This is a genomic window from Bacillus sp. ISL-77 (genome assembly GCF_018613105.1).
The window spans coordinates 1-21,294 of the sequence record NZ_JAGGQY010000022.1; the positions used below are offsets into that span (position 1 = coordinate 1).

Annotated in this window: 20 protein-coding genes and 2 pseudogenes; 15 read left to right on the forward strand and 7 right to left on the reverse strand. The window is 36.8% G+C overall.

Translation table 11 applies throughout. The features are described from left to right. Window positions 1-171: 171 nt before the first annotated feature. Window positions 172-465 (reverse strand): YolD-like family protein, encoded by a 294-nt coding sequence (locus tag J7E77_RS08345; protein WP_214713473.1) that lies wholly within the window; start codon window positions 463-465, stop codon window positions 172-174. Between the two features lie 919 nt (window positions 466-1,384). On the opposite strand from J7E77_RS08345, the gene J7E77_RS08350 reads away from it, so the two are divergent. The 6 genes and pseudogenes from J7E77_RS08350 to J7E77_RS08375 all read left to right on the forward strand — a co-directional run bounded on the left by J7E77_RS08350 (window position 1,385) and on the right by J7E77_RS08375 (window position 6,813). Beyond that, window positions 1,385-1,837, forward strand: a complete 453-nt coding sequence (locus J7E77_RS08350; protein ID WP_251028007.1) for a JAB domain-containing protein — start codon at window positions 1,385-1,387, stop codon at window positions 1,835-1,837. A 56-nt stretch (window positions 1,838-1,893) separates the two neighbouring features. After that, window positions 1,894-2,070, forward strand: a complete 177-nt coding sequence (locus J7E77_RS08355) for a hypothetical protein (RefSeq protein WP_214713474.1) — start codon at window positions 1,894-1,896, stop codon at window positions 2,068-2,070. 833 nt (window positions 2,071-2,903) lie between these two features. Then, window positions 2,904-4,264 (forward strand): annotated as a pseudogene (locus tag J7E77_RS08360) (IS1182 family transposase). Between the two features lie 468 nt (window positions 4,265-4,732). Then, the gene (locus tag J7E77_RS08365; RefSeq protein ID WP_214713475.1) at window positions 4,733-5,572 is read left to right on the forward strand and encodes an ArdC family protein; all 840 of its coding nucleotides are present in this window, start codon (window positions 4,733-4,735) and stop codon (window positions 5,570-5,572) included. 193 nt (window positions 5,573-5,765) lie between these two features. Continuing rightward, a complete protein-coding gene (locus tag J7E77_RS08370) occupies window positions 5,766-5,906 on the forward strand; it encodes a hypothetical protein (RefSeq protein ID WP_214713476.1) in 141 nt (46 codons plus the stop codon). 373 nt (window positions 5,907-6,279) lie between these two features. Next, the gene (locus J7E77_RS08375) at window positions 6,280-6,813 is read left to right on the forward strand and encodes a hypothetical protein (RefSeq protein ID WP_214713477.1); all 534 of its coding nucleotides are present in this window, start codon (window positions 6,280-6,282) and stop codon (window positions 6,811-6,813) included. Window positions 6,814-7,359: 546 nt separating this feature from the next. On the opposite strand, the gene J7E77_RS31680 is transcribed toward J7E77_RS08375, so the two are convergent. Next, the gene (locus J7E77_RS31680) at window positions 7,360-7,590 is read right to left on the reverse strand and encodes an FAD-dependent monooxygenase (RefSeq protein ID WP_214713514.1); all 231 of its coding nucleotides are present in this window, start codon (window positions 7,588-7,590) and stop codon (window positions 7,360-7,362) included. A 260-nt stretch (window positions 7,591-7,850) separates the two neighbouring features. Here J7E77_RS31680 and J7E77_RS08385 point away from each other — a divergent pair, with 260 nt between their 5' ends. From J7E77_RS08385 to J7E77_RS08405, 5 genes are read left to right on the forward strand one after another with little or no spacing between them, the layout of a single operon-like run. Beyond that, a complete protein-coding gene (locus tag J7E77_RS08385) occupies window positions 7,851-9,623 on the forward strand; it encodes a spore germination protein (RefSeq protein WP_214713478.1) in 1,773 nt (590 codons plus the stop codon). A 27-nt stretch (window positions 9,624-9,650) separates the two neighbouring features. Continuing rightward, a complete protein-coding gene (locus J7E77_RS08390; protein WP_251028008.1) occupies window positions 9,651-10,844 on the forward strand; it encodes a Ger(x)C family spore germination protein in 1,194 nt (397 codons plus the stop codon). A gap of 6 nt (window positions 10,845-10,850) precedes the next feature. Beyond that, window positions 10,851-11,084 (forward strand): hypothetical protein, encoded by a 234-nt coding sequence (locus tag J7E77_RS08395; protein WP_214713479.1) that lies wholly within the window; start codon window positions 10,851-10,853, stop codon window positions 11,082-11,084. A 17-nt stretch (window positions 11,085-11,101) separates the two neighbouring features. Next, the gene (locus J7E77_RS08400) at window positions 11,102-12,223 is read left to right on the forward strand and encodes a GerAB/ArcD/ProY family transporter (protein ID WP_214713480.1); all 1,122 of its coding nucleotides are present in this window, start codon (window positions 11,102-11,104) and stop codon (window positions 12,221-12,223) included. 25 nt (window positions 12,224-12,248) lie between these two features. Further along, window positions 12,249-13,397 (forward strand): GerAB/ArcD/ProY family transporter, encoded by a 1,149-nt coding sequence (locus tag J7E77_RS08405; RefSeq protein ID WP_214713481.1) that lies wholly within the window; start codon window positions 12,249-12,251, stop codon window positions 13,395-13,397. 1,027 nt (window positions 13,398-14,424) lie between these two features. On the opposite strand, the gene J7E77_RS08410 is transcribed toward J7E77_RS08405, so the two are convergent. Then, window positions 14,425-14,574 (reverse strand): hypothetical protein, encoded by a 150-nt coding sequence (locus tag J7E77_RS08410; protein ID WP_155443886.1) that lies wholly within the window; start codon window positions 14,572-14,574, stop codon window positions 14,425-14,427. A 1,161-nt stretch (window positions 14,575-15,735) separates the two neighbouring features. Between J7E77_RS08410 and J7E77_RS08415 the strand changes: the two genes are divergently transcribed. Next, window positions 15,736-16,029 carry a hypothetical protein gene (locus tag J7E77_RS08415; RefSeq protein WP_214713482.1) on the forward strand — a complete coding sequence of 98 codons (294 nt, stop codon included), beginning with the start codon at window positions 15,736-15,738 and terminating at the stop codon, window positions 16,027-16,029. A 15-nt stretch (window positions 16,030-16,044) separates the two neighbouring features. Beyond that, window positions 16,045-16,248, forward strand: a pseudogene (locus J7E77_RS08420) (DUF4145 domain-containing protein); the annotation flags it as partial. A gap of 187 nt (window positions 16,249-16,435) precedes the next feature. Here J7E77_RS08420 and J7E77_RS08425 read toward each other — a convergent pair. Beyond that, window positions 16,436-16,612, reverse strand: coding sequence for a hypothetical protein (locus J7E77_RS08425; protein WP_186446590.1), 177 nt, complete (start codon window positions 16,610-16,612; stop codon window positions 16,436-16,438). A 12-nt stretch (window positions 16,613-16,624) separates the two neighbouring features. After that, window positions 16,625-16,861: a helix-turn-helix domain-containing protein gene (locus tag J7E77_RS08430; RefSeq protein WP_373890014.1), complete on the reverse strand. Its 237-nt coding sequence runs from the start codon at window positions 16,859-16,861 to the stop codon at window positions 16,625-16,627. Between the two features lie 209 nt (window positions 16,862-17,070). Between J7E77_RS08430 and J7E77_RS08435 the strand changes: the two genes are divergently transcribed. Both J7E77_RS08435 and J7E77_RS08440 read left to right on the forward strand, forming a co-directional pair. Next, entirely contained in the window at window positions 17,071-17,313 is a 243-nt protein-coding gene (locus tag J7E77_RS08435; RefSeq protein WP_214713484.1) for a hypothetical protein, read from the forward strand. Between the two features lie 706 nt (window positions 17,314-18,019). Further along, a complete protein-coding gene (locus J7E77_RS08440; RefSeq protein ID WP_251028009.1) occupies window positions 18,020-18,415 on the forward strand; it encodes a helix-turn-helix domain-containing protein in 396 nt (131 codons plus the stop codon). An 81-nt stretch (window positions 18,416-18,496) separates the two neighbouring features. On the opposite strand, the gene fsa is transcribed toward J7E77_RS08440, so the two are convergent. After that, window positions 18,497-19,165 (reverse strand): fructose-6-phosphate aldolase, encoded by a 669-nt coding sequence (gene fsa / locus J7E77_RS08445; protein ID WP_214713485.1) that lies wholly within the window; start codon window positions 19,163-19,165, stop codon window positions 18,497-18,499. A gap of 17 nt (window positions 19,166-19,182) precedes the next feature. Then, complete coding sequence (tkt, locus tag J7E77_RS08450; RefSeq protein WP_214713486.1) at window positions 19,183-21,177, reverse strand: transketolase; 1,995 nt, start codon at window positions 21,175-21,177, stop codon at window positions 19,183-19,185. Window positions 21,178-21,294 lie beyond the last annotated feature (117 nt).

Genomic DNA, 21,294 nt, shown 5'->3' on the forward strand with positions numbered 1-21,294 from the left:
ACCATCTTCCATTAAAGGGCGCGATTGTGAAGTAACAAAAAGCCTAATTTCTCAAATACAATACTGAGAAATTGGGCTTTTAAATATTGACATTTTCTTAGCGTTGTAAATCTGCATTTTCCCCTGACCTTCGCTACCTCTATTATAGTTTGTATTTCTAATGCTGTTTTCTTAGTATTGCTCAATTTCAATAATATCTCCTAATTTTAAAACATGTTTTTTAGTCGAGTAATCAACAATTCGTAATTCTCTTTTTAGCTGATCGACATAATGAATATTACCAACAAGTTTCTTCATTTCCCCTTTTTGATAGAAGGTGAATTGTAGAGTAATGTTCTCTTCCATAGCCCTACAGATAACTTCATTAAATTCTTCATATTTTTGTTCATCCAAAACCGGTTTTTCGACTTTATCTAAACTTTCATTGTATTCCCTTAGTAATTTTACATGTTCCGGTACCATCATTGAAACCCATTTAATACGGCCTCTGTCACGAATTTCCTCAAGACACCTACTTTTCCATTACATTTTGTGCGACATTATATAAAATCACTTATCACTATTAAAATTCAAATTAATTCCTTGACATTTAATGTAAATTTCTTCATTCCTCGATCTTTATGATCTTTATTCATTAAAAGTTTCCCCCCTTCTATTTTATTATAGGAACATTCGTTCTTGTTATTCAAGGGGTATGTTACAAAAATTTTTGATATTCCTACATCCTCCTTCAGTTTTTTGATGTCATGCAGCCTTAAGGCTGCAGTTTTTCTTCAGAAATAAGAACGTTAAAATCTAGGTTAAAGGCATACAGAACTACTTTTGGCGGCAGCACTACGGACTGATCAGAAAGGAAAAACACTCTTTCTGTCATTCCGTACGTGTCGCTTCGGCATTAAATGGACCGATAACCACGGACTGTATGGCTCACGTCTACATTCCGTAGGTTCCTGTTTCATTTACGGCTTACGCCGCCATACCGAACGAGCCGAAGACCGGAAAATCAAAAGATTAAATGAATACAAGACAAAAGGAGAGCAGCCGAAACGGCTGCTTTTATTGTTTATTTTTCCCTTTTGCCTTCCGAATCGTAAAACAGCGCAAGCTTTCTAACCTTCTAGCCGGTAGGAACCCGAACCTTTCCGGCTAGAAGCTAAGAAGGATAGTCAATCAGTCAAGGGGTAAAAAACTTTTTTGCTTAAAGGCGCTATCGCAACAGCAAAAAACTTTTTGTGCGAAGAGCGCCCTTGACCCATTGCCTATGCGTGTTTTTCGTTCTACTTGCAAAAGGGGAAAAATCATCCCCCTTTGGGGAACGGATTCGCTTCGGAACCCAAAAAGAAAAAATGAATGAAAAACCAAAGAAGAAAGGGAGTTTTGAAAAATGGAATTTATGTCTATCTTTGAAGTCGTACGAATCAAACAGGAAATTAGGGAATCTTCTGAACCGTTTGCACAATATGTAATTCGTTCACCGGAAGATGCTCAAAAATTAGCTGCCTCTTACATTGCAGATGAAGACCGAGAAGTGCTTCTAGTTATGATGCTCAATACTAAAAATCAGGTAGTTGGGTTACATAGAGCTCATGTAGGAAGCTTGAACGCTAGTATCGTCCATCCTAGAGAGGTGATGAAATGCGCTATTCTCAATAATGCGGCATCCATTATTGTTAGCCACCAGCACCCAAGCGGAGACCCGACACCTAGCAAAGAAGATATAGAGGTCACTAAAAGACTTGCAGAAGCAGGGAGAATTTTAGGTATCGAAGTCCTTGACCATGTAATTGTCAGCCATACGGGTGAGCATGTCAGTCTAAAGGAGAAAGGCTATCTATAAAAATACCAAAATAGCAAGGGGGAGATTTCCCCTTTGCTTTAAAGGGGAGAGTTATCATGACAATTATCATATCTGATTTTTATAAAGATGAGGCACAAGCAATTGAAAACGTAGGCCTAAAAGAGGAAATCGAATATCATTTATTTGAATACGGTTGTAAGCCGAAGAAAATCTATATCCTGCCATTTTTTGAGGCATCGAAAGAAAAATATAAACCCACAAAAATACGATGATTTTATCAGTGTAAAAAATGAAACAGAAACAACATCGGCTGGATCAGCGCCGATGTTGTTCGCGAATGGATAAAAAACATCCGTTTTTTCTTGATCATATGAGCAGGCATCGAGCCTGCTAGACGGTTGCGGACGCAACCTTTTGAAAGATTATTCGAGGAAGAAAGGAAACCACTTGCCACGGCAAATGGTCCTTTCCATAAAATTAAGTGATCTACTGCCAAAGATTTTAAACATTTTTTGGATTCCTGCATGAAAAAGTCCTGAAATTTTTCATTCCACGGTTATCTTATTCATTAAAAGGTTCCCCCTTTTTATCTTAACTGGATTATTTGTTCTTATTATTCAAGGAATATGTTTCAAAAATTTTGGATATGCATACATTCCCCTTTCGTTTTATGCCAGTCATGCAGCCTTAAGGGTGCGGTTTTTCTTCAGAAATAAGGACTTTAAAATCGAGGTTAAAGGCATACAGAACTACTTTGGCCGGCAGCACTACCGACTGATCAGAAAGGAAAGAGCACCTTTCTGTCATTCCGTACGTGTTGCTTCGGCATTAAATGGATCGATAACCACGGACTGTACGGCTCACGGCTACATTCCGTAGGTTCCTGTTCCCTTTACGGCTTACGCCGCCATACCGAACGAGCCGATAACCGGAAAATAAGAGAATAAAAGAAAAAAACATTGAAAGATCAAAAGAATAAAAGACAAAAGGAGAGCAGCCGAAACGGCTGCTTCAGACTGTCGACAAATTCGAAAAAAATCGGATTTATCGATGGTCTTTTTTTTGTATAATTAAGATACATATTAGATTTTCATGAGGTGATGAAATGCTAACCAAAAATACACAGATAAATCGGGACCAATTAGAAATGATTACTTTAGACCAACTTGTACCTGCGAATCATTTGGTTCGTAAAATGGAAGCTGCAATCGATTTTTCATTTATATATTCACTTGTTCAAGAAATGTACTCTAGCGAACGTGGTCGTCCAAGTATTGATCCTGTGGTATTATTAAGATGGCTTTCATCCAATATACCTTCGGTATTCGCTCCATGCGCAAAACTATAGAAGAGATTGATACAAATCTAGCTTACCGTTGGTTTTTAGGATTTGGATTTTATGATAAAGTACCTCACTTCTCAACTTTCGGGAAAAATTACGAACGACGATTTAAGGATACTGATTTATTTGAACAGATTTTCTATCGTATTTTAAAGGAAGCCTCAGAAAAGAAATTGATTAGTAGCGAGCACGTATTTATTGATTCTACACATGTTAAAGCTAGTGCAAATAAGCGTAAATTTGAAAAGAAAGTAGTTCGTAAAGAAACGAAAGCATACCAATCACGTCTTCAAGATGAAATCAATGGTGACCGTGAAGACCATGGAAAGAAACCATTTCCTCCAGATAAATTTGATAAAGAAGAACTGAAAGAAATCAAAGAAAGTACTACTGATCCTGAGAGTGGTTATTACGTGAAGGACGAACGAACAAAGCAATTTGCATACTCATTTCATGCAGCCTCTGATCGTAAGGGTTTTATTTTGGGAGCGATTGTTACGCCTGGGAACATCCATGATAGTGCCATCTTCGAGCCACTACTTGAAAAGGTAATTGAGAACCATGGAAAACCCGAAGCTGTTGCTGCTGACGCTGGATACAAAACACCTGCTATTGCCCAATATCTATTTGAAAATGATATGACACCTGCTTTACCATATACTCGCCCTCGTACGAAGGAAGGATATATGAAAAAACATGAATATGTGTATGATGAACATTACGATTGTTATATTTGTCCGCAAGGACAAATACTGAAATATGCAACGACGATGAAAGAAGGATATCGTCAATACTTCTCAAATCCGATTCAATGTAAAACTTACCCATTACTTTCAGAGTGTACGCAAAGTAAGGAACATAAAAAGCTCATTCAGCGTCATGTATGGGAAAAATACTTAGAAGAAGCTGACCATCTTCGTCATACACAAGAGAATAAAAGCATTTACGCAAAACGGAAGGAAATGATTGAACGTGTTTTTGCAGATGCTAAGGAAAAGCATGGTATGCGTTGGACAACCCTAAGGGGCCTAAAAAAAATGTCCATGCAAGCGATGCTTACTTTTGCATCCATGAATTTAAAGAAGATGGCTAACTGGACATGGAGAAGTCCAGAAATGGTTTAAAAATGTACCTCAGGAGAGGTCCATTTTAAGATATTAAGAGCATAAAAAGGACAAAAGGCATCCGAATGAGTCCATTCGGATGCCTTTTGTCTACAATCTGGAGCAGCCGAAACGGCTGCTTTTATTGTTTATTTTTCCCTTTTGCCTTCCGAATCGTAAAACAGCGCAAGCTTTCTAACCTTCCAGCCGGTAGGACACCCGAACCTTTCCGGCTGGAAGCTAAGAAGCTTATCAATCGGTCAAGGGGCAAAAAAGTTTTTTGCTTAAAGGCGTTATCACAACAGCAAAAAAACTTTTTGTGCGAAGAGCCGCCCTTGACCCATTGACTATGCGTGCTTTTCGTTCTTCTTGCAAAAGGGGAAAAATGATCCCCCTTTGGGGAACTCACCCGCTTCGCAAGTCAAAAGGAAAAAGAAATCCTTAAGACAAACATGAAAAACATTAGAAAATCAAAGGAGGAAAAGCAAAATGACAAAAAGCGTTTATGAAATCATTACAGGAAAAATTGCGGAAAAATTAGAAAAGGGTGTTATACCGTGGCGTCAGCCATGGACCAATTCAAATGCGGTTAACTGGAAAACACAAAAACCATACCGGGGAATCAATATATTCCTGGTGGAGCCAGGGGAATATGCTTCAAAGAAGCAGATTTTAGAAGCGGGTGGACGAATTAAAAAAGAGGAACTGAAAAATTCCCATATCATTGTCTATTGGCTTTGGAAAGAGAAGGAGGACGAAGAAACAAAGGAGAAAAAGACTTTTGCCAAACCATTCTTTTTCCGAGTTTGGGAGATTAATAAACAGTGTACCGGCTTAGATAGTAAAAGAATCAATGAAAAATTTGACCAAGACCCCATCGAAAAAGCGGAGGAAATTTATAAAGGATATATCAACGCACCAGATTACACGTTTCATTCAGGTAAGGCAGTTTACTACCCGACCTGGGATAGAATTAATTGCCCACCCATAAACGATTTTAAGGTTCCGGAAGAATATTATTGCACCCTTTTTCATGAACAAATTCACAGTACTGGACACAAAAGCCGATTAGCACGCCCAGGTATCATGACTGAAGGTGTTGCATTCGGGGATGAGATTTATTCAAAAGAGGAATTAGTCGCGGAAATGGGTGCGGCAATGTTGTGCGGAGTGGCCGGAATTGATAACAGCACTTTAGAAAATAGCGCAAGCTATATCAATTCGTGGTTACGAGCTTTAAAGAAAGAAAGTCGATTAATTTTACAAGCAGCTGCTCAAGCACAAAAAGCAGCAGATTATATTATAGGTAAAATAAAGGACATTCGATAGACGAAAAAACTAAAAGGAATTAGTCACTTATTAAGTAACAAGCACAACTTTCACCGGCTGATCTGTCAGCCGGTGAAAGGATATATCGAAAAGGCCCAATAAAACCCATAGTATACTAATTAAAGGAGTGAAAGAATATGAAAGTCTTTCAAGTTATTTATTTTGCAAAAGGATATCAAGGGTATCGATTGTAGTGGCAAAAAGCGAAGAACAAGCAGAAAAAATGATTTCTAAATACTTTGATAGAAATGATCATTACGAATTAAATCGTATCCAAGAATGTGAACTGACTACGGAAAATATTATTCATACCGAAGTTATAGAAATCGTTTGATACAAATACTAGTAACCAAGAAGCCTATAATACTTGTAATTTTACAATATAAGAGAACAACACCGGCTATAATTCTAGCCGGTGAAGCTTCACGGATAGAGGAAAAAACATTCTTTTTTTTCTGATGAAAGCAGGCATCGAGCCTCCTAGACGGTTGCTGCAGCAAGCTAAAACCCTTGATGATGATTCGAGGAATGAAGATGTTTAGAAATAGGCTGGGCTGAAAACCTTTAAGATTAAGAGATTTAAAGGATAAATGAAAAACAATTATTTTCTCTTTGGTGCACCTGATCGAAAATTTAGAATGTAGCAAAGGATTTCTCATAGGGGTGAAAAATAACAAAAAAAACAGGATTAAAGGAGAGGATTGGAATTGAAAACTTGTCCGTATTGTGGCAGCAACCTTGAAAAATTAGACACGCAGTTTTATTATTGTGAATTTTGTAGTATGGAGGTTGACTCAAGGATCACGAAGGAGAATCGTGAACGTCTAGATGTTCGATTTCAGGATTTTGTATTAGAAGTTTTTATTGATAAAACTACACCGGAAATCATGATATTGTCTACCTTTGAGTTGCTGTATTTGCTGAAATTGATCCGCAAAGAACGGTATGATTGTTACCATCTTATGAACGTGTTTCACCAGGCAGGGAAGGAAGGCATTACAGAATATAAAGAAGTGGAAAAGGAAACAGGCCGTGATTATATGTATTACACAAAAAAAGCGTTTATTGTGGAAAACCTGATTCGGACTCGTTTAGGGTATGTACCGGAACGGATCACGGAAAGTTATTTGGTACAGTATCTGCAAAATATCAAAAATGACAAAAAAACCGGTCCTATGATGATTCGGACACAGCGGAAGGAGTTAAATAAAAACGACTTAATTGAGCATAAATCTAAATAAAAAGAATGTTGGAAAAGAATCTGTTTATAAAAATCAGTTTTAGCTTCCTTCAGGGAAGCTTTTTCTATGAGTTTGGAATTTTGTAGCGAAATTTAATAAAATAACAAAGTGTCAGAACGTAGCTAAATTTATTGTTAAAGATATTTACACTTAGCAGCCTTCTAGTGTGATTATGTTGTTGTCTTAAAGGTGAATAATATCCCTTTGAAGAGGTTTAATTGAGAGGAGTGGTCAAAATGAGAGAAGCAAAACTTTGTTTGCATTGCGGAAATAAAACACAAATTGTATTTGGCAATTAAAAAATGCTGTTTATGGCAGTATGTTTTTTGAATATAAAAAAGCCGAGAATATGTAAGCGGTGAATAAAAACTTGCATATTTTCGGCTCAATGATAATTTTAGTTATTGTGCAAAAGCACCCTTTAGTTTAAGTGAAATACTTAACAATCTACTTCTATTGCTAAACATATAGCTATTATTTATTAGGTTTTCTCTCTTGTTTCCTTTTTAACAAAGTCCCACTCTATCTCTATTCTAATTTCCTCATTTATCGTCCAAAAGACCCACTGAAAGATTGTCCATGTAATGAAGCATTAAATCCCGATGCAGTTAGTGGTGCAGGTAGATGTACAGCATCTCCAACGATTGCTATACGCCCCTTCACAAGATTGTCAGGAACATATTCGGCATTCGGTGTTCCTGTAAGATTACGTGTTTTAATACTATGAAGAGTTGCGTCTAACCATGGTTGAGCCCATCCCGGTTTCCCGCATCTGATATTGCTCGTAACCTAATTAAGATTGCAGCCATTGTCAAAACTCAATCGATTTTCTAAGGTCGGATACATAAATTTCAATATGGTTCAGCATGGTCAGAACCTCCTAAATTCCATGTTCTCATCATTTTATCAAAAGAAATGCTTTTTTACGATATAAGCTTCTGATTGCAAAAAACCCTGTAATTTTTTAGCAGGAATGGATAATTTACCATTTATAGTGAAATATAAAAACATACACACAGGTCTTGAGGAGGGTGGTAATGAAAACCCGTATTCCTAGTCCGATTAAAAAATTAGTACAAGATAAACAAGATGAGAAATTAAAAAAACAACAAAATAATCATGATCAAAGTGGACTACCGAGCCAAGATCAAAATCAAATTCAAGAACAGGAGCAGGATCAAGATTCGGCTCAAAATCAAGAACCTAGTCAACCTAAAAATAAAAGCGAAGGAAAAGCTAAAGAAAAGTTCAAAATAAAAAAACAAACTCAATACCAAAACCAATCTTCACTAACCCAAAAAAACATCGATATTTCTTCAGACCTTACAGAGAATATAGACTATATAAAAAAAACAGTTGGAAATAGTACAGACATTGTCATAAGGCAATTTCAAGCTGGACAAAATGGTGAAATTAAAATTGCGATCATTTTCACAGATGGATTAACAAATTCAGCTGAGCTTCAAGATTTTGTTCTTAACACCCTAATGTTTGAAATACGTAATGCTGAGCTAGATTCAATGGTTTTTGATAGATCAAATCTCTTTAATTTGGTAAAAACTCAATCTCTTCCTGTGGCAGGGATAAGTGATATTTATGACTTTCAGAAGCTTTTTTTCCACTTGTTATCCGGGGATTCCATTCTTTTTATTGATGGTTATTCACAGGCAATTTCTATTAGTTTAAGACATTGGGCTGACCGTGGTGTGCAGGAGCCTTCTTCCCAGACTGTTGTTAGAGGTCCAAAGGATGGATTTACAGAAACGCTCCGGAAAAATACTGCATTAATACGTCGGAGAATAAAAGATCCGAATCTATGGATTGAAACACAACAAATCGGGACGAAGACACAAACTGACGTTGCGATAATGTACTTAAAAGGCGTTGCCAATGATAAAACGGTTGCGGAGGTACAAAGCCGGTTAAATCGAATCAGCATCGATGCGATTCTTGAAAGCAGCTATATTGAAGAGCTGATCCAAGATAAAACCTACACTCCATTTCCAACCGTTTATAATACAGAACGTCCCGATGCTGTAGCTGCAGCAATATTAGAAGGAAGGATTGCGATTCTTGTTGACGGAACACCATTTGTCCTTGTCGTACCTGCACTTTTTGTGCATTTTCTCCAAGCAAGTGAAGATTACTATCAACGGGCTGATATCGCCACATTAATTCGATTACTTCGATATATATCATTTTTCCTTGCCCTGCTGACTCCATCACTCTTTATTGCTGTTACAACGTTTCATCAAGAGATGCTGCCTACTCAATTACTCATTAGTTTAGCATCCCAGCGTGAAGGGGTTCCCTTTCCCGCCCTAGTTGAGGCATTGATGATGGAATTAACATTTGAAGTCTTACGTGAGGCAGGGGTGCGATTACCTAGAGCCGTAGGTTCATCCATTTCCATTGTGGGTGCATTAGTTATTGGACAAGCAGCCGTAGAAGCCGGGATCATCTCTGCATCTATGGTCATTATCGTTTCCTTAACAGCCATTAGCAGCTTTGTTTCACCGAATTTTAATATGTCTATTTCCGTTCGGATTCTTCGCTTTTTGTTTATGTTACTAGCAGCGTCGTTTGGATTAGTTGGAATTATCTTAGGTCTAATAGTGATGGTCCTTCATCTCAACAGCTTACGGTCATTTGGGGTCCCTTATTTAGCTCCTTTTGCACCATTTATTTTAAAGGATCAAAAAGACAGTATCATTCGCATGCCACATTGGTCATTATTTTCACGACCTCGCTTGATAAGTCAGAAAGACATAAAAAGAGAAGATACACCTTCTCCGAAACCATCGAATTAATATGGGAAGCATGAGAGAGGTAGTAAAATGAAAAAAATCATAAGCTTATTCATTATGTTCCTTTTAATAAGTAGTCTTCTAACCGCCTGTTGGAGCAAAAAAGAACTGAATGAGATCGCCATTGTCTCTGCGATAGGGATTGATAAATCAAAGGATGGGTATCTTGTTTCTGTCCAAATTGTTAATCCTGGTGAAATTGCAGGTAAAACCGGTACCGGTCGCACGGAAGTGATCAGATTTATGAAAACTGGAGACACCATTTTTGATGCAATGAGAAGATTATCAACGGATGTACCAAGAAGAATTTATGTAGCCCATCTCCGTGAAGTTGTTATTAGTGAGGAATTGGCTAAAGATGGAATAGGAAAGGTCCTCGATGTTCTTTCCCGGCATCATGAAATGCGTTCTGATTTTTTTCTTACTGTGGCGAAGGAATCTAAAGCTTACGATATTCTTAATGTCCAAACGGCTCTCGAAAAAAACCCAGCAGCTAAAATTTCCAATGCCTTGGAAACTTCAGGAAAAGCATGGGCACCGACAAAGACCGTTACAATTGATGAATTAATAACCAGTATTGTTAGTAAAGGGAAAGAACCTGTACTTACAGGAGTTTACGTATATGGGAACCCAGAATCTGGAAGTCCCTTCACGAATGTTCAAGATGTCTCACCAAAAACAGGCTTAAAAATCGACTCTATTGGAGTATTTAAAAGCGATAAGCTTATCGGGTGGTTAAATGAGAACGAAAGTAAAGGCTTTAATTATATTACCGATAATGTACAGACTTCAGCGGTTACTTTCCCCTGTGAAGACGGCAAAATTACGATTGCCACCACCCGTTCAAAAACAAACGTCAAGGGGAAAATGGAGAAAGGGAAACCGAAAATTTCTATCAATGTTACTTCAGAAGGAAATGTGGGTGAAGTAGCGTGCAAATTCGATTTATCTAAACCTGAAAAAATCAAAGAATTAAATAAAAAATACAAAAACTCAATTAAAGATAAAATTGATGCAGCGATTAAAAAGGTCCAAGAGGATTATCAAAGCGATATCTTTGGTTTCGGGGAAGTGATTCACCGGGCTGATCCGAAAGCTTGGAAACGTCTGCAACAAAATTGGGATCAAGAATTTGCAAAATTGGAAGTAACCGTAAACGTAAAAGCGGAGATTCGTCAATTAGGCACGATTACAGAATCATTTCAAAAGGATATTGAGGAGTAATAATCGATGTGGTCCATAGTCGGAATTTTATCTATCGGGGCGATTATTTCTTTCTTCGAAATTCCGCCCCTTGTGAAAAAAAAATGGTGGCGAGAAATGATTGTTTATTTTCTATTGCTTTCAACAGGTATTACACTGGCGATTCTATTAAGCAAAGATGTTCCCATTCCAACACCGTTAGACTGGATAACGAAATTTTTTAGTCCGGTAACTTCTTACTTCGAACGGATTCTGTCATAGGGAGGTGTACAATCGATATGCTTGAGGAAGGGAAAATTAATGCAGGCGAATTTACTATTATCGTATTTACCTTTACTGTTGGAACCGCCATCCTTCATATACCCGCTTTACTTGCAACAATAGCCAAACAGGATGCCTGGATAGCTGCTGCCTTAACCCTTCTCCCTAGCTTACTATTTATCTTTGTCTATAACCAGTTCGTTTCCCTATTCCCATCCATGACTTATGTAGAAGTATATGAGAAAATATTAGGAAAATGGCTTGGAAAATTAGTATCAGTTTTCTATCTATTTTATGTTTTTCATATTACTGCGGGAGGATATAGAGGGATTGGTGATTTTTTTACAACGCAAGTAATGGTTGAAACACCTATTCAAGTAATAATGATCTTGTTTCTATTGACTAGCTTAATCGGTGTCCGGTTAGGATTAGAAGTTATCTGCCGTACAGCGGTAATCTTTTTCCCATGGATCGTCTTACTGCTGTTGATGTTATTCTTATTACTTATCCCACAGATCAAATTAGAAAATATTCAACCTATTTTAGGAGACGGTATAAAACCAATTATAAATGGATCCTATCACCATTTGGGTCTTCCTTATTTACAGTTACACATTTTATTAATGATAACACCTTTTGTTACGGAAAAATCAGAAATAAAAAAAGCCTTTTATAAAGGTACTGTTATGGGCGGCTTCATCTTATCCATTATTGTCCTATTCTGTATTTTAGTATTGGGATCTGACTTTACCTCAAGACAAGCCTATCCTACTTATATATTAGGAAAAAAAATAAGCATTGGAAATTTTTTTGAACGGGTTGAAGTGATTGTAGCGATTATTTGGATTTTCACCATATATTTCAAGCTGACGATTTGCTTTTATGGGCTCACTCTTGGATTAGCACAATTATTTGGATTAAAGGATTATAAAATCCTTATTTTTCCCTTAGCCTTTTTAATCATTCCCTTTTCTATTTTTATGCATCCAAATGTAGTACATATTAGTAACTATATAGCGACAACGCTGACACCGTTTTCCTTAATGATTTGTTTTTTTCTGCCACTATTTTTGGTGGTAATTGGAAAAATTAAAAGAAAACGCCCCTCTCCCAAAACGTCTAATCATTCATCAGGCTAAGTAACGATTAAAGGAGGCTGACTCATTGGTCCAAAGCAAATTACAACCGATTCAGCTTTTTGTCTTAATCGTTTTATTTGAAATCGGTAGCTCAGTGGTGGTTGGATTAGGTTTGGATGCTAAACAGGACGCCTGGTTAGTGATTCTATTATCGATGATAGGAGGAATTGGGTTATTTTCTCTTTATGTATATCTTTACTTGCAATTTCCCGACTTATCTTTAACTAATTTTCTTGAAAAAATTGTTGGTAAGGTTATCGGCAGGATTCTAGCAATTATTTATATTTGCTTATTCCTATACATTGCTGCTAGAATTTTAAGAACATTCGGTGAACTTTTATTAACAACCGTGTTATATGAAACACCAATATCAGTTGTAATGATTGTGATGATGCTGACCATTTGTTTTGGTTGTTATTTGGGGTTTGAGGTAATTGCTAGAACAGCTGAGATTATGTTTCCCTGGTTTATCTTTTTTGGATTTTTGTTTATTCTTTTTACTTTTTTCAGCGATCTTCCAAAGCTGGAAAACTTACAGCCAGTCCTTGAAGCTGGATGGAAACCCGTACTTAAATCTGCTTTCCCGTCGGTTCTGTCTTTTCCTTTCGGGGAAACGATTGTTTTTACTATTTTTTTCCCATTATTGAATAAACAAAAGGATGGGGTCATTGCTGGATATTTAGCTTTAGTTTTCAGCGGCATTCTTTTGATTATTGTAACGACCATTATCATAAGTGTTATTGGCTCCTACACTGCAACAAAAAGCCCATTTGCTTTAATGGAGACTATTGGAAGAATTCAGATAGGTGAAGTTTTTCAACGTTTGGATCCTATTGGAATAATTCTATTGATTATTGGCGGATATTTTAAAATCACTATTTTTCTATATGCTGCTGTTGAAGGGTTTTCAAATCTGATTAGAATGACTTCTATTAATAAGTTTATGATTCCCCTAATGGCTGCATCTATCATTGCCATGTCGATATTAATGGCTGACAACTCTGTAGAGCATAGGGAAGGAGCTGCCATTGTACCTTACATACTCTATATCCCTTTATTTATGGTTATTCCTTTCTTGTTGGTTGTCATTGTCATAATAAAAAAGAAAATCACGAAGAGAAAACAAAAAAGGCATTCGACTCAAAAATCTGAGTTATTGGAGCCTAGAAATTGACTTCTGCCAAGTTATCTTTTTAAGTGTAAAGATTATCTTCATCTCTTTTTCGGTTATTATAGATGTCAAAATTCGAGAAGTTATTCTTGAACCGGACTTCCTATGTAACGTGATTGAATGACATTAGGTACTTCATGTAGTGAATTTAATGTAAGAAAAATAGGGCAAAAACCGGAGGGCACTGAAAATCTTTCGGATTTTTTGAAAAGAATCAATGGCTGTAACCAAAAAAACGACTCTAAATTCAAAAATGTAAATTTAGAGTCGTTTTTTATGTAAATTAGGTTCTATTTCCTTTTTATTTTATTCAATTAGCATGAGGTTATTAAACTTTTTATTGAAAAATGTTGACAAACTATTAGCTGGTTTACTTTAAGTGAATTAGTTCACAAGTCTTTTATTTATTCTTTTTATCCTCAATAATGTATTGAAACCCATATTACAAAAAAGCCTTGTAAAAGAAATAAAGGAAAAATTGGAAATTATTTAATCGAACTAATTTAGCAACTTTTAATTTCTCTGTTAACCTAACTATAAAAAAAGCAAAGAAACCATCTATAATTGCATTAAGTAATATGAACTTTTTAAAACTTCCATATGTCCACTTTAATATCCACATAGAACCTACAAGAAAGGGACCTAAATTAAAAGGAAATTCATTTGTAATATACGATTTTGTTTATTATAAAAAACCACCATTTCCTTCTTTTTCCTAGTTGAACATTAATTGCTTCTAACACAACAATTAGGATTGATGAAGGTAGAAATCTCTTAATACTACGTACCCCTAAAAAAGGTAATGTCAACCAAGGAAGTATGATCATTGCTATATTGATTATCCACTTATTTTTAAATGACATATTAATTCAAACTCCTTTCTTTTAAAGTTCCACCTGCTTTTTTAAATATTCATTAAGAGTTAATGTAAGTTCATTTTACGCAAAACTGCCACTTTAGTTGAATAACAAAAAGCCAGCAATAGCAGCCAGCTCTTCAAGTATTACAATCCGCTTGTTGAAAGAAACGCCTAATCTTCCATAAAAATTCGCGCGTAGTATTCCGTTTCTTCATCTAATTTGTTGTCTTTTCTCAATTCCTCAATAGTTTCTTTTCGGTCATCTTCAATCACTTGAAAACTTCCTGAAACATTTGGTGTTTTCCCTTTGTTTTTATCCATACTTTCACTCCTACATTTCATCTTATTTATATTACGGTATTTATTTCTCTATTCATTTTGTGCTTAATTTATCACTTTATTCGAAGGACACATAATGGTTTCTTCTTAATACAGATAGGTAAGGGTTTGAAGTTATCGCTCCCTTTTCCCCCCGTTCACACCGTACATGAGACTTTCACCTCATACGGCGTTCCAACTAATCCAATTCGAATTAATCATCAACACTTCAGAAATCGTAGCCCCTTCCGTGTCTCAATTCTTCCGTTTTAATAAGTCGGTGCCTCCCGTAGGAGGTGAACCTCTATTAGTCTCACAAGAACCTATTAACCGATAAAGATTTGCCTTCTTACATGGTTGAATGATTCTTCATTAGTCTAGTGGCTATCCCTCCATGTTGATTAGACATTTCATTGGTACTGTGCCACCACTTTCACTGATACAGAGACAAGTTATACAGTAACTAATATCATTATTGCTTTCCTTGTCAACGCTTCTTCAGTAGTAAGCCCTCCACGTTATCAGCTTACAATGTTGAATTATACCTATTATGGAATGAACTTAGGTGCTTCCTTTAAGCCTGTTAGCACTCATACGCCTGTAACGTATCATGGATTTTTATATTAGTTATTCTTACTCACCCACAGCTAACCTCACAATTTGGTGATATACACATTTCTATGTATTGCAGGTTTAGACCCGTACATTCAGAAGTTCGTCAGCTTAGCCTTTTACTTTTAGACTTAACCGCATTCTCACCATATTCATTCAACTCAAGCATCATGAATTACACCACTCCATCGAGTAGGCTTTCGGCAGCCGAACTGCTACGGTAATTTCTCACGCCTTTTCGCCGAGCTTATAACACTATCATTCTTACCAAATCTAGTGCTATTCGACTAAGAGAGAACCCTTCAGGGCGTTACCCCATCATTTGAATCTTCGATATAATCCTTTAGTTCCGACAGGAACTGTCTAGCCTTTGCCAGAGAAATGTGACCATCCTCCATTTAAGCTAGAAACATCTCGCACAACTAACCTGCCCCGTTAGTGCAGTAAGCACAGCTTCACAAATATGTATTAATATTAGTATCTATACAGTTTCACTTTGAGAAAAGATTCATAAAGATAAATGAACATACTACCAAGACATCCATTAATTAAATGCCAGAAACAACACAGATGGTGTTAATAAACACACATAAGCTGGATAATCCAGAAATTGATTATGAACCTGGTTTATTCACATTGGAACAAATCTCATCTAGTTCTTTTGAGTGTAACTATGATGGCATCCCGATTTGGACCAAAAAGATATTATATCCTTCCGTAGATCCACAAATAAAAAGGTTACCATCAGGAGTAAAAGAATCTTTTAAGGCAACACATAAAACTAGAAATATTGATGGAGCTATTACGGCACTTGCGTTAAGGAGAACACTCGAAAGAATGTGTTAGCATAAAGATGCGGAAGGGAAGGGCTTGTATCATAAACTGAAATATTTAGCGGATAACAGTGTGGTTCCACCTATTCTTTCGGAAATGTCTAAAATAATTAAAGATATTGGTAACGAGGCTACACATGGCGATGATGTTAAATTTGCCGATGATTTGGTGAAATCTTTATTCAAGTTTACCGAGATAATATTAGAATATGCCTATGCAATACCAAGATAATTAAAGCAAATTCAATTTGATTTGAGCTTAAGGAAAGAGGAAGAAATACATGAACAGCCTAATTAGGGTACTTTTTTTATGAACATAAGTGCTGTTTTGTCATGAATTTTAGAAAATGAGCCATTTATCTGGATTCAAATGTCAAAATAAAAAAAGGCACTAATAGGCACCTTTTTTTTGTCAATATTTACAAATTAATATGATCGTTATTGTATTTATCTAATTGTTCTTGTAGGACTGATATGTAATTCATCATTGCCATCCTTACTATAGAAGGGTAGTAACGATTATTAAGTTCTTGTTCACATTCCTCTAAATCCATCTTTTTGACAGCAATAATTTTATTTAATTCATCTATGCTCATCGATAACCACTCCTACATGTCAAAAAAGTCATTGTAATCCACATTCGGATCCAGTTTTTTAAGAAAATTAATGATCTTTCTGGCTGTACTCATAGTTGGTTGATGGTCTTCATCAGAACATAAACGGCTGATTGTAGCTCTACTAACTCCTGATCTCTCTAACTCCTTTTGACTAATGCCGTGCTGATCAATATATCGCCCCAGTTTTGACCTTTCTTTCCCGATGCCAAACCACTTCAAAGCTTCCACTCTCCTAAGTGCTATTTTATTTATAGCTCAAGCATTGACAAAAATTTCATAGCTTATACAAAAGTTTCATCTCTGAAATTTTTTCTCATAGATGATGAAACTTAGACAAACGGTAGTGCATAGGCTTTTATCACAGGGTAGGATCTCTTTCTGATATAGGTCGGATATATGAACTACATCTGAATTCGTTCCGAAAGGGGAGTAAAAAAATGACGGGAATAAAGAAGATTACTCTTGTTCTAAACACGGATGATCCAGAGCAAAAAGAATTGTATAACTTTGTAAATTGTCTGCCGAATGGTAGAAAAAGAAACAGCAGTGCCTTTCTTCGTACTATTGTTGACAGGGAATATCAAAAGAAAAAAGACCAGTACCTGCAAGAAAAAAAATACAACCTTGTGAACTTTCTGTTAACTTCCCTGTCAGTATATCTGACAGGGTTTTTTGTTTAATAGTTTTGTGGGGTATGACCTGAATCTATTTAATAAAAAAATTCTTTCTGTCTTATAGCTGATATCATTTGCGTAGAAAATAAACCAATTTTACAAGATATGCATACAATTTCAGGCAGGAAATCCTGCTTCGGCAACTTTATCGTTTAAGACGACGACAAGCATTTCGTCGTTAGAAAAGCCTATAGATCTGTTTCAAACCAACGGATCAATCGATAATGAAGGAATAGCCAACAGCCTCCTACAGAAGTTGCAAAATAATGACCTACAAAGCTTCCTGAACTAAGTAAAAGCGCAATCCAGCAAGAGCACATTTCAAATGAGATGGCATCCTACTTGCTGAGAGATGCCGAGTACCTTTTGAAGTGGTTTTGTAACTGTTGATTAATTTAAGGGCCGCAGTCAAAGGCTCCAGGTAGGGAGCCATCAGACTCTCGACAAATTCGAAGAATATCGAGTTTGCCGGCAGTTTTTTTGTAAAATTTAAGTATAGTAATTTACTTGAGGTGGATGAAATGCTAAGTAAAAATACACAAATAAATCGTGACCAAATAGAAATTATAGCTCTAGATCTACTTGTGGCTGCAATACAATTTTCTAATTTCAATATGTGCTAAATTCACATTAACTATTATATATACGCCCGGACAACGTATGGTTTATAATTCAAGCAACACCACCAAACGGTCAGCAAGGAGGGTTTATTTTGAAGGATAATATATTAAAAGAAAAAGAGGTAAAATCACGCAACCGAGATAACTTTTTAATCAAGCAACGTGCGTTTATAAAGCTGTATTTGCTCTCGTGGATCGAGCAGGGGAGACCATACGGCCAAGAGATGTTGGACGATTTTTATAAAACATTTAAACACTTTGATTATAAGCCCAACCATTCTGAAGTTTACAAAGGATTGCACGAACTGCTGGATGATGGAATCATCACAAGGTCTCGCATTATAAAAGAGGGGTCAAAGCGCCAAGAGCTTAAAGTATATGAAATTGCCAATAAGGATGAAGCTAGACGGTATAAGAAGCAAGTCAAAGAAGATTTAGACCGCAGCATAGGCCTTTTAAATAAAGCAGTTAGAGATAATTATGCATAAACTATAGGGTATATATCGTAGAACTGTAGTGGGTAAAAACACGACAGGGATGAATTTCTCCTGTCGTGTTTTTTAATTAACTTAGTTTTTAAGAGTATTTTCCCAATCAGCAGCAAATTTTTCGATTCCTTGATTAGTAAGTGGATGTTTAGAAATTTGCTCAATGACTGAAAATGGAATCGTTGCAATATGTGCACCTGCCATTGCTACACGAGTTACATGATCCGGATGACGAACAGATGCTGCAATAATTTGTGTGCCGAAATTATGAATGCGGAACAATTCAGCTATTTTTGATACTAATTGGACACCGTCTTCGGAAATATCATCTAAGCGGCCTAAAAATGGAGATACATACGTTGCACCAGCACGAGCTGCTAATAGTGCTTGGTTTACTGTAAAGATAAGTGTGACATTTGTTTTAACGCCTTTATCAGCAAGATAACGGCAAGCCTCTAAGCCAGCTAAAGTCATAGGAAGCTTGATTGTAATTTTCTCATCTCCGCCGTTAATTTTAATAAGCTCTTCAGCTTGGGCAATCATTTCATCAGCTGTAATGGCTTCTGGAGTTACTTCAGCGGAAACAGACTCTACTTGTGGAACTGCTTGGCAGATTTCTTCAATGCGGTCTTCGAATTTTACGCCTTCCTTAGCAACTAGGGAAGGATTGGTTGTAACACCAGATAAAACGCCAATTTTATATGCCTTTTTAATATCAACAAGATTTGCAGTATCAATAAATAATTTCATCGTATATTTCCTCCATTTTAAGATTGCAGTAGCCTTTTTGCAGTTCGAACAACATTTTCTGTCGTAAATCCAAATAGCTCCATGACTGCAGCGCCCGTTCCTGAAGCACCGAATGTTTCAATAGATAATACTTTCCCTTCTGATCCTACATAGCGTTCCCATCCAAGAGAGATACCCATTTCTAGTGCCACACGCTTCGTAATAGAAGCAGGGAAGACAAGCTCTTTGTATTCTTTCGGTTGACGATCGAAAAGTTCCCAGCTTGGCATTGCGACAACGCGAACCGAAACATTTTCCTTTTCAAGTTCAGCTTTCGCGTTAATGGCTAATGACACTTCTGAACCGGTAGAGATCAAAATAACCTCTGGTTGGTCATTTGTTTGCGTTAATACGTAAGCTCCTTTAGAAAGGTTGTCTAAATTGGCTTGTGTTTCTTGGAACACAGGCAGGTTTTGACGGCTTAGTACCAAGGCAACCGGACCGTCTATTTGTTGTAGTGCATAAGCCCAAGCACTTGCCGTTTCGTTTGCATCTGATGGGCGAATTACGGTTAGCCCTGGGATCGCACGAAGAGAAGCTAGCTGCTCAATTGGCTCATGAGTTGGACCATCTTCACCAACCGCAATCGAATCATGAGTAAATACATAAGTGACTGGAAGCTTTTGCAAGGCTGCCAGACGAATTGATGGTCTGAGATAATCATTGAAAACAAAGAATGTGCTTACAAATGGCTTTACCCCGCCATGAAGAGCCAAACCATTGCCAGCCGCTCCCATTGCGTGTTCCCGGACACCAAAATAGATATTCCGTCCGCTAAATGATTCTACCGCGAATGCTGCGTCTTCCTTTATATCTGTCATTGTAGAATGAGAAAGATCCGCACTTCCTCCAAAAATAGAAGGAACTGATTTTACAAAATGGTTAATAGCTTCTCCGCTGGCTACACGAGTTGAAATTGTTTTACCTGTATCAAATGTCAGGATGTCTTCCGCATTAATTAAAACTTCTCCCGTGATGGCATGTTGCAGTTCCTTCGCTAATTCAGGATATGTCTCTTGATAAGACTGGAATAATGCATTCCATTGTTGTTCTTGACTAATTCCTCTTTGTTTTAGTTCTTCAAAATGGGCTTTAACTTCTTCCGGTACAAAGAAATCCTCTTCATATTGCCAGCCATATACCTGTTTTGTTGCACGAGCTTCTTCTGCTCCAAGGGGATTTCCATGTGCTTTGTTTGTTCCTGCAACTTTGGGACTTCCATAACCGATAGTGGTTCTAATTTCGATCAAGGTTGGTTGGTTTGTATTTTGTTTAGCTAATGTAATAGCTTTTGAGATTTCAGCTACATCATTGCCATCTTCTACTCGTAAATATTGCCAATGAGCAGATTCTGTTCTTTTTTGAATGTCCTCTGAAAATGAAAGGTTTAATTCACCGTCCAAAGAAATATCATTTGAGTCATATAATGCAATTAATTTTCCTAGTTTCATATGGCCGGCCATAGACATGGCCTCATAAGAGATGCCTTCCATTAGATCTCCATCGCCAACTAAAGCATATGTATAATGGTCAATTACAGGGTATACATCCCGATTGAATTTTGCAGCTAAATGCGCTTCAGCCATCGCCATTCCTACTGCATTTGCAATTCCTTGCCCTAAAGGCCCAGTTGTCGCTTCAACACCTTCTGTGTGACCAAATTCGGGATGACCAGGTGTTTTGCTATTAAGCTTTCTAAAACTTTTTAAATCTTCTAAAGATACATTGTACCCAGCTAAATGAAGCAAACAATACAACAAGCTAGATCCGTGTCCGGCAGAAAGAATAAATCGATCTCGATTAAACCATTTTGCATTTGCAGAATTATGATTTAGATGATGCGCCCATAGTGCATATGCCATTGGAGCAGCCCCCATAGGTAGGCCTGGATGACCGGAATTAGCACTATTGATCGCGTCAATAGATAAGGTGCGAATCGTATTTATAGCTAGTGTTTCAATACTATTATTCATATTTTTTTCCTCCTTTTTATTCATGTAATTTTTAAATTAGTACAAAATGTCGGTATTAGGTTTCTTGCCTCAAAGGATTTCTTGTTTTTGCATTTTAAAGCCGGTTTTTTCGTATTT

Coding starts and splice junctions, on each gene's coding strand:
- J7E77_RS08390 (WP_251028008.1), top strand. CDS start 9,651: ATGAAAAAAATCATAAGCTTATTCATTATGTTCCTTTTAATAAGTAGT.
- tkt (WP_214713486.1), bottom strand. CDS start 21,177: ATGAATAATAGTATTGAAACACTAGCTATAAATACGATTCGCACCTTA.
- J7E77_RS08410 (WP_155443886.1), bottom strand. CDS start 14,574: ATGGATAAAAACAAAGGGAAAACACCAAATGTTTCAGGAAGTTTTCAA.
- J7E77_RS08350 (WP_251028007.1), top strand. CDS start 1,385: ATGGAATTTATGTCTATCTTTGAAGTCGTACGAATCAAACAGGAAATT.
- fsa (WP_214713485.1), bottom strand. CDS start 19,165: ATGAAATTATTTATTGATACTGCAAATCTTGTTGATATTAAAAAGGCA.
- J7E77_RS08345 (WP_214713473.1), bottom strand. CDS start 465: ATGATGGTACCGGAACATGTAAAATTACTAAGGGAATACAATGAAAGT.
- J7E77_RS08365 (WP_214713475.1), top strand. CDS start 4,733: ATGACAAAAAGCGTTTATGAAATCATTACAGGAAAAATTGCGGAAAAA.
- J7E77_RS08425 (WP_186446590.1), bottom strand. CDS start 16,612: ATGAGCATAGATGAATTAAATAAAATTATTGCTGTCAAAAAGATGGAT.
- J7E77_RS08400 (WP_214713480.1), top strand. CDS start 11,102: ATGCTTGAGGAAGGGAAAATTAATGCAGGCGAATTTACTATTATCGTA.
- J7E77_RS08385 (WP_214713478.1), top strand. CDS start 7,851: ATGAAAACCCGTATTCCTAGTCCGATTAAAAAATTAGTACAAGATAAA.
- J7E77_RS08395 (WP_214713479.1), top strand. CDS start 10,851: ATGTGGTCCATAGTCGGAATTTTATCTATCGGGGCGATTATTTCTTTC.
- J7E77_RS08415 (WP_214713482.1), top strand. CDS start 15,736: ATGCCAGAAACAACACAGATGGTGTTAATAAACACACATAAGCTGGAT.
- J7E77_RS08355 (WP_214713474.1), top strand. CDS start 1,894: ATGACAATTATCATATCTGATTTTTATAAAGATGAGGCACAAGCAATT.
- J7E77_RS08435 (WP_214713484.1), top strand. CDS start 17,071: ATGACGGGAATAAAGAAGATTACTCTTGTTCTAAACACGGATGATCCA.